This is a genomic window from Paenibacillus apis (assembly GCF_018333295.1).
In the GTDB taxonomy this organism is placed as follows: domain Bacteria; phylum Bacillota; class Bacilli; order Paenibacillales; family Paenibacillaceae; genus Fontibacillus; species Fontibacillus antibioticophila.
On record NZ_BORS01000004.1, the window covers coordinates 277,588 to 290,266 of the forward strand.

Sequence of the window (12,679 nt, forward strand, 5' to 3'; positions counted from 1 at the left end):
GGAATGGACGGGGGTTATGAAATGAAGCCTAGAAAAGTGCCGCTGCGTAAATGCGTAGCATGTCAGCAAATGATGCCGAAGAAATCCCTAATACGCATAGTGCGTTCACCGGAAGGCCAGGTATCGATTGATCTCACCGGCAAAAAGTCGGGGCGGGGGGCCTATTTATGCGGACAGGTGGCTTGCTTCAAGCTTGCCCACAAGAATCGGGCTCTCGACCGGGCCTTGAACTCAACGGTAGGTCCCGAGGTTTATGAGCAGCTTGCCAGAGACTTCCTGGCCGTGGAGGAAGAGTACCTTCTCACCCGGGACCGGGAAGGAGAGGACGATCATGAGTAAAATGCTATCCCATCTCGGCCTTGCTGTTAGAGCGGGAAAGCTGGTGACAGGAGATGAACTTGTTCTGAAAGGAATCCGTTCATCGGAAGCAAGACTTGTCGTTATAGCGGCTGACGCTGCACCGAATACAGTAAAGAAATTCCGTGATAAATGCAGAACCTACAAAATCCCATTGATCATCGGATTCGACCGTGACCGGCTCGGATCCAGCGTAGGTAAGCCGGAGCGGGTCGTACTCGCACTGACGGATCAAGGGTTTGCCGATATGATTGCCAAAGAAATCGAGAATACGTCGGAGGTGGAGTATATTGAGTAAACAAGATAACAAAGATAAGCTCAGGGTGTATGAATACGCCAAATCCCTAAATATGAGCAGCAAGGAAATTATTACGATTCTTAAGCGTCTTAATATCCCGGTTAATAATCACATGAGTGTTATGGAGAATGACTCCGTTACTCGTGTAGAACAATTTTTCAAGGATATTAAGAGCAATGCAGCTGCCAAACGGACCGAGGCTCCCGCTAAATCGCCGGCTCCGGCTTCCGCAGGAGGAGGCCAGTCGCCTAGAGCAACATCAGGAGAGCGGAATCAGACTCGTCCAGAACCTACTCGAGGCCCTGAAGGGCAGCAGAGATCGCAACACAAAAATCAACAAGAAAAGCAGGTAAGCATGAATAAAACAACTCAAAACACCCATTCGTCTGCCACAGGCAGCACTCAAGCTACACAGGAAAGATCAAACAACCGCCCTGGCGGCGGACAACAGCAATCCCAAGGCTCCAGACCGAGACCCAATCAATCATCGAATCCTAACCGTGGGCCTCAGCAAGGAAGAACTCAGGGCCAAGGCCAGTCCCAAGGTCAAGGGCAAGGATCGCGTAATGATTCCTCTAACCGTTCTGGCGGAGGCAACAATCGTCCTGCGCAGCCGAACCGTAATTCATCTGCCGGCGGCAATTCAGGCCAAGGCGGAGGCTTCTCCAATAATAACAACTCCAGAGGCGGGCAAGGCGGCGCTGGCAACCAGTCCGGCTCCAATTTTGGACAGCAGGGTAACCGTAAAGGCTCCAACAACAACAATTACAATAGATCGAATCGTTCGTTTGACGATAACCGTCAAGGCGGCTACAAGAATAACCGTGGCGGCAAAGGGAATCGCGGCAGAGGCGGATACAATCAACAGCCGCCTCGCGAGAAGATCGACAATACACCGAAGAAGATTATTGTTCGCGGCACGATGACTGTTGGTGAGACGGCTAAATTGCTTCACAAGGATGCGAGCGAGGTAATCAAGAAGCTGATTTCCCTCGGTGTTATGGCTACGATTAACCAGGAGCTGGACATCGACACGATCCTCCTGCTGGCCGGTGATTTCGGCGTAGAGGTTGAAGTGAAGATTCCGGTCGAGGACGATCGTTTTGAGACGATTGAAGAAGTGGACGATGCAGCTGATCTGCGTGAGCGTCCTCCGGTTGTGACGATTATGGGTCACGTCGACCACGGGAAAACCACATTGCTTGATGCCATTCGTTCCACCAATGTTACCGGCGGAGAAGCCGGCGGCATTACTCAGCATATCGGCGCTTATCAGGTTGAGATCAACAGCAAGAAGATTACCTTCCTGGATACGCCGGGCCACGAAGCCTTTACAGCCATGCGTGCCCGCGGAGCACAGCTGACCGACATTACGATTATCGTGGTTGCTGCCGATGACGGCGTAATGCCGCAGACGGTAGAAGCTGTTAACCACGCTAAAGCAGCCGAATTGCCTATCATCGTTGCGGTGAACAAGATTGATAAGCCGGAAGCAAACCCTGATCGTGTGAAGCAGGAGCTGACAGAATATGGTCTTGTTCCGGAAGAATGGGGCGGGGACACGATCTTCGTCAACGTTTCAGCGAAGCAGAGAATGGGACTTGAGGGCCTTCTGGAAATGATTCTGCTGGTAGCAGAAGTGAACGAATATAAAGCCAATCCGAATAAGCGCGCGCGCGGTGCTGTGATTGAGGCCGAGTTGGACAAGAGCAGAGGTCCTGTGGCCCGTATTCTGGTACAGCACGGAACCTTGAAGGTCGGTGACGCATTCGTAGCGGGTAATTCGTTCGGACGGGTTCGGGCGATGGTCAATGATAAGGGCCGCCGTCTGAAGGAGGCAGGACCATCGACACCTGTTGAGATTACCGGCTTAACAGAGGTTCCGCAAGCCGGAGATCCGTTCATGGTGTTTGAGGATGAGCGTAAAGCTCGTTCCATTGCGGAGAAGCGTGCGATTACACAGCGCCAGTCCGATCTTGGAGCTAACACTCGCGTAACGCTGGATGATCTGTTCCGTCATATTAAGGAAGGCGAGATCAAGGATCTGAATGTCATTATCAAGGCTGACGTACAGGGCTCTGTTGAAGCATTGAAGAGCTCCTTGGAGAAAATCGAAGTGGAGGGCGTGCGCGTCAAGATTATCCACAGCGGTGCCGGTGCAATTACCGAATCCGATGTTATTCTCGCCGCGGCATCCAATGCGATTATTATCGGATTTAACGTTCGTCCGGATACCCAGACGAAGACGACAGCTGAGCAGGAGAAAGTCGATATCCGTCTGCACCGCATCATTTACAATGCGATTGAGGAGATCGAGCAGGCCATGAAGGGAATGCTGGATCCGGTATATAAAGAAGCCGTAATCGGTCATGCGGAAGTGCGTAATACCTTCAAGATCAGCAAGGTGGGCACGATTGCCGGATGTATGGTTACACAAGGCAAGATTTCCCGGAATGCCGAAGCTCGTCTGATCCGTGACGGCATCGTTATTTATGAAGGCAAAATAGATTCGCTGAAGCGGTTTAAGGATGACGCGAAGGAAGTTGCGCAAGGTTATGAGTGCGGGATTACCCTGGATAACTATAATGACCTTAAAGAAGGCGACATTGTCGAAGCGTTCGTGATGGAAACCGTGGAACGCAAATAAGATGGGGTGACTCTCATGGCAAAAAATCGTACCGGCCGCGTAAGCGAGCAGATCAAGAAGGAACTCAGTGTATTGATCCAAACGGAGCTGAAGGATCCGCGAATTGGCTTTGTCACCATAACAGGCGTCGAAGTAACAAGCGACTTGTCCCAGGCAAAGGTATACTTGAGCGTTTTCGGTGATGAGGATGCCAAGCAAGCTTCGCTGAAGGGGCTGGATAAAGCAAACGGGTTTTTGCGGACAGAGCTCGGCAAACGGATTCGGCTTCGTCATACACCCGAGCTGATCTTCAAGATTGATGAATCGATCGCCTATGGAAGCAAAATCGAGAAGCTTCTGGGAGAAATCTCCCATGAAGAGGAAAATTAGAATTTAAAGGAGACGGCAATGCAGACTCATGAACAGGAGTTTCGTCAGGCGCAGCAATTCCTGAAGGAGCATGATCAATTCCTCGTCGTGTCGCATGTACAGCCGGACGGAGATGCAGTCAGTTCTACCCTTGTGGTGGGCTGGCTTCTCTCATGTCTGGGCAAGAAATACGTTATGGTTAATGAAGGACCGATCCCTAAGCGTATGGACATCCTGGAGAACTCAGAAGACATCGTTGATCTGTCCCGGCAGCCGCTTGATGAAACCTTCGATCACATTATTTGTGTCGATTGCGCCGACTTCAAGCGGACCGGGAAGACCAGCCTGTTATTTTCAGAGCGTGCCTGCATTTTGAATATTGACCATCATCCTACCAATAATGGATTCGGCACCTTCAATCTCATTGTAGAAAAGGCAGCTGCGACCGCTGAAATTCTCTTTGATCTGATTACCTTTATGGGGATTAAATTGAACCTTGCCGCGGCAACAGCTCTGTATACGGGTTTGTTGACGGATACCGGCGGCTTTCGCTACTCCAATACCTCGCCGAAAGTCATGGAGACCGCATCCAAGCTTCTGGAATATGGCGTGGACGGTCCGGGCCTCAGCGAACTGTTTCTGGAGCAGATGACATTTCCTCAGCTCAAGCTGTTGACCCGGGCATTGAACGGTCTGCAAATGAGCGGGGATGGCAAGATCAGCTGGGTGACTGTCGATGATGAAGATTTGAGCGCGACAGGAGCGATTCATGAGGATATGGAGGGAATTGTGAATTACCCTCGTAATATCCAGGGCGTAGAAGTCGGCCTCTTGTTTAAAGTCATTGACGAGACTGCGGTCAAGGTTAGCATGCGTTCTGCCGGGAAGGTCGATGTTGCCCGAGTGGCTCAGCACTTTGGCGGCGGCGGACATGTTCGCGCCGCAGGAGCGCGGCTGGAAGGAAAGCTGGACGATGTCATTCGCCGTGTGATTGAGCAGGTGAAGGCAGAGCTATGAACAAGACAAGCTATGAAGGTATTTTACCGATTCATAAGCCGGCGGACTTCACCTCTCATGATGTCGTGGCTAAGACCCGGGGCATTTTACGGATGAAGCGCATAGGCCATACGGGGACCCTCGATCCGGCGGTGACTGGTGTACTGCCGCTTTGCTTGGGGCGTGCTACCAGAATGGTAGAGTATTTGCAGGAGCTTCCCAAGGAATATGAAGCCACGCTCGTTCTGGGTGTTGCAACGGATACCGAGGACTTGACCGGCTCGGTTACCGAGAAGCTGGAACGAGTTCAAGTAACAGAAGCACAGCTCAAGGAAGTGCTGAACCGTTTTCTGGGGACGATATCTCAGATTCCGCCGATGTATTCGGCGCTGAAGCAGAACGGAAAGCGGCTTTACGAGCTGGCAAGAGAAGGAGTCACGGTTGAAAGAGCTCCGAGAGAGGTAACGATTTACGAGCTGGAGCTCCTGCATTTTGATAATTCGAAGGATCACCCTGAGCTTACGTTCCGTGCATTATGCTCAAAGGGGACATATATTCGAACGTTATGTGTAGATATCGGACGCGCCTTGGGAGTTCCGGCAGCGATGAAGCAATTGAAGCGTACGATGTCGGCCGGAATTACCGAATCCCATTGTCTGACACTGGAAGAAGTGGCTGTCCGCGTACAAAATGGCACCCTTCAAGAGGCGCTGCTGCCTGTGGACGAAGCCGTTCGTCATCTTCCCGCTCATACCGTTCATGAAAGCAGGCTTAAGGGAGCGCTTCAGGGGCAGCGTTTGCCGCGCAGCGCAGTTGAACCGCCGGCAGCTCCAGGATCGCTATTTAGACTTTATAGTCCTGAGCAAGTATTCTTGGGAATCTACAGAAGTGATGACGAGACCGGCACCGTGAGCCCGGTCAAGGTGTTTTTGCCATAAAAGCAATTATATAAGTTGAAATAATTTTGCTGCGTAGTTACTATGTATGTTGAACTAAAAGAGCTGCGTGGAAAGGGCATAAGTGTGAAGTGTTACAAGCTTTCTGTAAGAAAGCTGCTTCGGAAGCATAAAGCGGGAGCGTTCGCCTTTGTGAGTGGATTTCTACCTTAAGATGGCTTAGTTTAGTCAGAGAAATCCGCGAACAACAGCGATCGGAAGAACACTTCACACGTTGCCCGTTGCCCCAGCATGCATAATCTTTAGTTCAACCTATATATATACGTTGCCCGCGAACGTACGAAGTATATCAGCTTAACTTATATAGCAACGAGAAATCAGACTGGAATTGCAGGTGAGAAATGTAATGGAGACGATAACCCTAACTTATCCTTTGACAGATTCAGCTGTAACGGCGGCTGCCAGACCGCAGATCCTGGCCATCGGTCAATTTGATGGTTTACATCTGGGACATGCGAGCGTCATTAAGACAGCGGTTCAGTTAGCCAGAGAACTGGACTTGCCTGCAGCGGTTATGTCCTTTCACCCCCATCCGAAAGAGGTTATGAAAAAAGGGGATTACGAGGGCTACCTGACTCCCCCTCAAGAGAAAGAGCGGGTTCTTCAGGGAATGGGCGTTGATTACCTATATGTCGTGGAGTTCAATGATGCCTTCTCCAGAGTCAGCCCGCAAAATTTTGTGTGCGGTATGCTTGTACCCCTGGATGTACATACGGCCGTAGTCGGCTTTGATTTCCGCTTCGGGTATCGTGGGGAAGGTCATGCGGGTTTGCTTCAGGAGCTTAGCGAAAACAAGCTTCAAGTGAATACAGTACCGCCTTTCTTGATTCATGAAGAGAAGGTCAGCAGTTCGGGCATTCGGAGAGCGCTGCAGGATGGAAATATGGAGCTGACCAAGCAGTGGCTTGGCCGTGCCTATGCGGTTAAGGGAACAGTAATGCATGGAGAGAAGCGCGGCCGCCTGCTTGGATTTCCCACGGCGAATGTGCAGCCGGACGAGCATTATGTTCTTCCGGCCAGAGGCGTATACGCAGTTCTTGCGGAGTACCAGGGCAAAAAGTGGCCGGGAGTCATGAATGTCGGTGTTAAGCCAACCTTCCATGATAACGGGGTTCGCCCTTCGCTGGAGGTTCATCTGCTTGACTTTGAAGGTCAACTGTATGGAGAAGAGTTGCGGATCGAGCTGATTCAGTATATCCGGGAGGAACGGAAGTTCTCCGGTATGGATGAACTGATTGGCCAGATCACCAAGGATGCCGCGACAGCCAAGCAAATATTGACCGCTTCGGACTTTTGAACTGACATTTACTTTATATAGACATCTGTGATATACTGATATACGTTGCATAAGCGGAGTATTCCGTGTGCTTGCAACGCAACCTTGGCTTGGTTACCGGTCTCACCGTCCGGCTACTAGGCTAACGGCGATTTGAATAAGAGGAGGTGAACAGGATGGCATTAACTCAAGAACGTAAACAACAACTGATCGAAGAGCACAAAACTCATGAATCCGATACCGGATCACCAGAGGTGCAAATTGCTATCCTTACGGAGAACATCGTGAATTTGACGGACCACTTGCGTACGCACAAGAAGGACCATCATTCCCGTCGCGGTCTTCTGAAGATGGTTGGTCAACGCCGCAAGCTGTTGGCTTACTTGAAGAACAAAGACGTTAGACGTTACTCCGCTTTGATTGAAAAGCTCGGATTGCGTCGTTAATTTGCATGTGTTTGACCGAAGCAGCCTGGTTGCCGCCGATTCGCTCCTATGCGGACGGCGACATACCGGGTTGTTTTTGAAAGAAGACAAATAGGTATAAGCTATAAAATTGCCTGTAAGCGCGGCAGGGCCTCCTTGATCGTACGTCGCCAGACGTTTTTTTTTGTGAATGCACGGACAAGCCCATTGTTTCCGCAGGTTATGAATTCATGCAGGCAGGAAATAATGGAAGTTGTACCGAACTTGTACTTGTGATAAGGAGGGATTTCATGGAAAACCATGTGAAAATGCAATTGGGGGGAAGAACCCTCATTCTCGAAACCGGACGCTTGGCGAAGCAAGCCAATGCTGCGGTAATGGTTCGCTACGGAGATACGGCGGTGCTCTGTACGGTAACCGCATCTTCCGAACCGAAAGATTTGGATTTCTTTCCGCTGACTGTGAACTATGAAGAAAAGCTCTATGCAGTAGGGAAAATTCCCGGCGGATTTATAAAACGTGAGGGACGTCCCAGTGAAAAAGCGATTCTCGCCAGCCGTTTGACAGACCGGCCGATTCGTCCGTTGTTCCCGGAGGGTTTCCGGAACGATGTGCAGATCGTTAATCTTGTTATGAGTGTGGATCAGGATTGCGAGCCTGAGATTGCCGCTATGATCGGTACCTCGGCAGCGCTGAGCATTTCGGATGTACCGTTTAATGGTCCGATTGGCGGTGTGGCGGTAGGGCGGATCAATGGCGAATTTGTCATTAATCCTACGCTGAGCCAGCAGGAAGAAAGCGACATTTATGTGGTTGTATCCGGTACAAAGGATGCCATTATGATGGTAGAAGCCGAAGCGAACGAGGTTCCGGAAGAGGTTATGCTGGAAGCGATCATGTTCGGGCATGATGAGATCAAGAACATTGTAAGTGTCATTGAAGAACTTGTAGCGGTTGCAGGCAAGGAAAAAATGGCGGTCAAGCTTCATGCAGTTGACGAAAATGTGAACCGTGAGGTTCGTGATTATGCTGCCGGGCGTCTGGTCGAAGCCGTTCGTATTGCTGAGAAGCATGCGCGTCAGGATGCAATTGATGCTATCAACGATGAGACAGTAGCCTATTTCGAGGAGAAGTACATAGAGTCTCCGGAGTTCATGGGCGATGTGAAGGAAATATTGCATGATATCGTGAAGGAAGAGGTTCGCCGCCTGATCACGCATGATAAGGTTCGTCCGGATGGACGCAAGCTGAGCGAGATCCGTCCGATTGAGTGCGATATCAACCTGCTGCCGCGTACTCATGGCTCCGGTCTGTTTACGCGTGGTCAGACTCAAGCGCTTAGTATCTGTACGCTCGGCGCGCTTGGCGATGTCCAGATTCTTGACGGGATTGACCCGGAGGAATCGAAGCGCTTCATGCACCACTATAATTTCCCTCCGTTCAGTGTAGGGGAAGCACGGCCGCTGCGGGCTCCGGGCCGCCGCGAAATCGGTCATGGCGCTCTTGGTGAGCGTGCGCTGTCTAAGGTCATTCCTTCGGAAGCTGAATTCCCATATACGATTCGCCTCGTATCCGAGGTATTGGAATCGAACGGTTCGACTTCCCAGGCAAGTATTTGTGCGAGCACGCTTGCCATGATGGATGCGGGTGTACCGATCAAGGCTCCGGTTGCTGGTGTGGCTATGGGTCTGATTAAGGATGGCGAGCATGTCTCAATCCTTACCGACATTCAAGGGATGGAAGATCATCTGGGCGATATGGACTTCAAGGTGGCAGGTACCTCTGAAGGCGTAACCGCGATCCAGATGGATATTAAAATTGACGGTATTGATCGTCAAATTTTGACTGATGCTTTATCTCAAGCAAAGGAAGGACGCATGCACATTTTGTCCAAGATGCTTGAAGTGATTCAGAAGCCGAAGGAGCAGCTGTCCCAGTATGCGCCTAAGATTATGATCATGAACATCAATCCGGACAAAATCCGCGACGTTATCGGCGCCGGGGGCAAAATCATCAACAAAATCATCGAAGAAACCGGCGTAAAGATCGACATCGAACAAGACGGCCGCGTATTCATTGCTTCTGCTAACGAAGAAATGAACCAAAAAGCCCGTTCGATTATCGAAGGCATCGTTCGCGAGGTGGTTGTTGGCGAGATCTATATCGGTACGGTAAAACGGATCGAGAAGTTTGGCGCGTTTGTGGAAATTTTGCCGGGTAAGGATGGCTTGGTGCATATTTCCCAGCTGTCAACGGAACGGGTAGGCAAAGTGGAAGATGTAGTCGCCATTGGAGATACCGTGACGGTTAAAGTCACAGAAATTGACCAGCAGGGCCGTGTGAATTTGTCCCGCAAGGCGGTATTGACAGCGGAAACGGAACAATCCCCATCTTAATTTGATCCACAAAAGTTCATACCGAAAGAGACAGAATGAATAGTTCTGGCTCTTTTATTTTTTTACAGGAAATAAGGAAGCTTTTGTATAATTCAGGACGGGCTTTCATATGATGAGGACAAAACCCGCTGAAGGGATGAGTCTGTCATGGATCGGAAAAAGTTCGGCATTATCTTGGCAAGCATTGGTATTATTTTGCTGGTGGGGCATTTAACCGGGGTTCGCAGCTATGTGACTGGAGACCGTCTGGGGCCGGGGAGAGATGCCTTCAGCCGCTTTGCCGATACACAGGGCGAGGAGCAACTACGGATCCGGATCACGGAGGAGGCCGCCAAGCGCCGGATCGAACCGATTAACGCAGTCGTTGATCGGGTCTGGAAGGCGATCCCGGGTTATAACGGACGCGAGGTGGATATCGAGCGCACCTACCAGCAGGCAAGGGTGCAGCCTCCGGGTACTCCGATTACCTACATATATAAGGATATTGAGCCAAAAGTCAGCCTCGATGATCTTGGCGCACAGCCGATTTACAGGGGAAACAGCTCGAAGCCGATGGCAGCATTGATGATTAATGTTGCATGGGGGAACGAGTACATTACTCCGATGCTGGACGTGCTGGAGGCAGAAGGAGTAAAGGCGACTTTCTTTTTTGATGGCAGTTGGCTAAAGAAAAATACGGAGCTTGCAAAAGAGATTCAGAAGCGTGGTCATCAGTTGGAGAACCATGCCTACTCCCATCCGAATATGAGCCAGCTTGGAGATGATCAGGCCAGACTGGAAATCTCCAAGACTAAGGAATTGCTGAAGGAGACGCTGGGCGTTCAAAATCGATGGTTTGCGCCTCCTTCAGGCGATTTCAATGATCGAACGGTGAAGCTGGCAGCAGAACAAGGACTCAAGACAGTGCTGTGGACGGTGGATACGATCGATTGGAGAAAGCCGCCGGCCGATACGATTATCAGCAGAGTTGAGGCCAAGGTTGGCCCAGGCAGCTTGATTCTGATGCACCCGACGGCCTCCACACGCGATGCCTTGCAGGGCATCATCAAGACCATTCGCAGCAAAGGGCTGCAGCCTGGGACCGTGGAGGAGACCCTGTCTTCGGATAGGCTTGATCTGCAGGATAAGTCTTCCTGAGCATGTCTTTCACAAAGGTTGAGGAAAAGGTTATTTTTTGATAGGATAGGGATGCATTTGTTCATTTGATTAAATCCAATGATGGAATTACGAAGAGTTGAAAATGAGGAGGCCTACCGGTGAAGAAGTTGCAATTAAAGAACGGCCTTCGGGTGGTCATGGAGCAGATTCCGACCTGCCGGTCCGTTTCTTTCGGCATTTGGGTGAAGACCGGTTCGCGGAACGAAACGTCAGAGCAGGGCGGGATATCGCATTTTATTGAGCATATGCTGTTCAAGGGAACCGAGCGATTCAGCGCCAGAGATATAGCTGAGGAATTTGATGCGATCGGCGGTAATGTCAATGCGTTTACGTCTAAAGAGTACACATGCTTCTATGCTAAGGTGCTGGATGAACATTTGCCGATAGCAGTCGATGTTCTGTCGGATATGTTCTTTCGTTCCAAGTTCGATGAGGAAGAAATGGGTCGTGAGAAGAATGTTATTCTGGAAGAGATCTCGATGTACGAGGATACGCCGGATGATATGGTGCATGATCTGATCACCCAGGCAGCATACGGAACTCATCCGCTTGCTTTGCCGATTCTCGGCACGGAAGAGAAGCTGCTTGCCATGGGACCGCAGCAGTTGCGCAGCTATATGGGCGATAGGTACACATTGGATAATATCGTTATCGCTGTCGCCGGAAATATTAACGATTCGATCGTAGAGCTGTTGGAGAAGCATTTTGGCGATTTCGAAGGCCGCGGAGGGAATGTTAGCCTGGAAGCTCCTGAATTTATGAGCGGGTTAAAGTTCCACCGTAAAAAGACGGAGCAGAATCATCTATGTCTTTCTTTCCCTGGCTTGCCGATCGGTCACCGGAACCAGTATGCGATGGTGCTGCTCAACAATGCGCTGGGCGGCGGGATGAGCTCCAGGCTGTTCCAAGAGATTCGGGAGAAGCGGGGCTTGGCGTATTCGGTGTATTCCTACCACAGCTCTCATGCGGACAGTGGATTATTCACGGTGTATGCAGGAACGGCACCGAAGCAGACCAAGGATGTGCTTGACCTGACGATGGAGGTGCTGCACGAAATTTCCCGCAAGGGGATGAGTGAGAAGGAGCTGCGCAAAGGCAAGGAACAGCTCAAGGGCAGCCTGATTCTAAGTCTGGAGAGCACAGGAAGCCGGATGAATCGGCTTGGCAAGAACGAGCTGATGACAGGCCGTCATTATACGCTCGATGAAATGATCGAACAGATTGAAGCCGTTACGATGGAACGGGTAAACGAGGTGATCCAAGATATGTTCAGCAAGCCGTATGCGCTGGCCATGGTAGGGGCTTCGGACCGTGTTCTGTCTGGCGTAAGGAGAGATGAACTTGTCGTATAACGTTCAATTGAAGAGACTTGCCGGAAATGAAGATATTGAGATCCCGCGCAAAATGTCGGAGCTGGCCTCCGGCTTTGATCTGTACGCTGCTGTGACGGAGGATTTGATTCTTCATCCGGGACAGCGCGCTTTGGTTCCAACAGGCATCGCGCTGGCTATGCCGGGAGGGCTTGAAGCGCAAATCAGACCTCGCAGCGGGCTGGCCTTCAAGCACGGTATTACTTGCTTGAATACGCCGGGAACCATCGACGCGGATTACCGCGGCGAGATTAAGGTGCTGCTGGTCAATCTGGGACAGGAGCCATTTACGATCTCACGCAATGAGCGGATCGCTCAGATGGTGTTCCAGATCGTCCCTGAAGTTGAATTGACACAGGTGGACGAGCTGTCGGAAACGGTTCGCGGCGCGGGCGGCTTCGGCCATACCGGCACTAAATAATAGATTTTTATCAACCGGACAGGGAGATCAT

12 protein-coding genes are annotated in these 12,679 nt (G+C 50.8%); all 12 read left to right on the plus strand.

Annotation, left to right across the window (positions count from 1 at the left end):
- The first annotated feature begins 21 nt into the window (after positions 1–21).
- Entirely contained in the window at positions 22–339 is a 318-nt protein-coding gene (rnpM, locus tag KI362_RS08125) for an RNase P modulator RnpM (protein WP_301626246.1), read from the plus strand.
- Positions 332–655: a L7Ae/L30e/S12e/Gadd45 family ribosomal protein gene (locus KI362_RS08130; RefSeq protein ID WP_301626248.1), complete on the plus strand. Its 324-nt coding sequence runs from the start codon at positions 332–334 to the stop codon at positions 653–655. The genes rnpM and KI362_RS08130 overlap by 8 nt, the downstream gene beginning before the upstream one ends.
- Positions 648–3,302: a translation initiation factor IF-2 gene (gene infB / locus KI362_RS08135; protein WP_301626249.1), complete on the plus strand. Its 2,655-nt coding sequence runs from the start codon at positions 648–650 to the stop codon at positions 3,300–3,302. The genes KI362_RS08130 and infB overlap by 8 nt, the downstream gene beginning before the upstream one ends.
- 15 nt (positions 3,303–3,317) lie before the next feature.
- Positions 3,318–3,671, plus strand: a complete 354-nt coding sequence (gene rbfA / locus KI362_RS08140; RefSeq protein WP_212938483.1) for a 30S ribosome-binding factor RbfA — start codon at positions 3,318–3,320, stop codon at positions 3,669–3,671.
- A gap of 18 nt (positions 3,672–3,689) precedes the next feature.
- On the plus strand, positions 3,690–4,667 hold the full coding sequence (locus tag KI362_RS08145) for a DHH family phosphoesterase (RefSeq protein WP_301626252.1): 978 nt from the start codon (positions 3,690–3,692) through the stop codon (positions 4,665–4,667).
- Positions 4,664–5,584, plus strand: a complete 921-nt coding sequence (gene truB, locus KI362_RS08150) for a tRNA pseudouridine(55) synthase TruB (protein ID WP_301626254.1) — start codon at positions 4,664–4,666, stop codon at positions 5,582–5,584. The genes KI362_RS08145 and truB overlap by 4 nt, the downstream gene beginning before the upstream one ends.
- Positions 5,585–5,948: 364 nt before the next feature.
- Positions 5,949–6,899: a bifunctional riboflavin kinase/FAD synthetase gene (locus KI362_RS08155; RefSeq protein WP_301626255.1), complete on the plus strand. Its 951-nt coding sequence runs from the start codon at positions 5,949–5,951 to the stop codon at positions 6,897–6,899.
- Between the two features lie 155 nt (positions 6,900–7,054).
- Entirely contained in the window at positions 7,055–7,324 is a 270-nt protein-coding gene (gene rpsO, locus KI362_RS08160) for a 30S ribosomal protein S15 (RefSeq protein WP_044478403.1), read from the plus strand.
- 269 nt (positions 7,325–7,593) lie between these two features.
- The gene (gene pnp, locus KI362_RS08165) at positions 7,594–9,699 is read left to right on the plus strand and encodes a polyribonucleotide nucleotidyltransferase (protein ID WP_044478404.1); all 2,106 of its coding nucleotides are present in this window, start codon (positions 7,594–7,596) and stop codon (positions 9,697–9,699) included.
- Between the two features lie 147 nt (positions 9,700–9,846).
- Entirely contained in the window at positions 9,847–10,836 is a 990-nt protein-coding gene (locus tag KI362_RS08170; protein ID WP_301626259.1) for a polysaccharide deacetylase family protein, read from the plus strand.
- Between the two features lie 119 nt (positions 10,837–10,955).
- Positions 10,956–12,209 carry a M16 family metallopeptidase gene (locus KI362_RS08175; RefSeq protein ID WP_301626260.1) on the plus strand — a complete coding sequence of 418 codons (1,254 nt, stop codon included), beginning with the start codon at positions 10,956–10,958 and terminating at the stop codon, positions 12,207–12,209.
- The gene (dut, locus tag KI362_RS08180; protein WP_044478407.1) at positions 12,193–12,648 is read left to right on the plus strand and encodes a dUTP diphosphatase; all 456 of its coding nucleotides are present in this window, start codon (positions 12,193–12,195) and stop codon (positions 12,646–12,648) included. Before KI362_RS08175 ends, dut begins: the two co-directional genes overlap by 17 nt.
- Positions 12,649–12,679 lie beyond the last annotated feature (31 nt).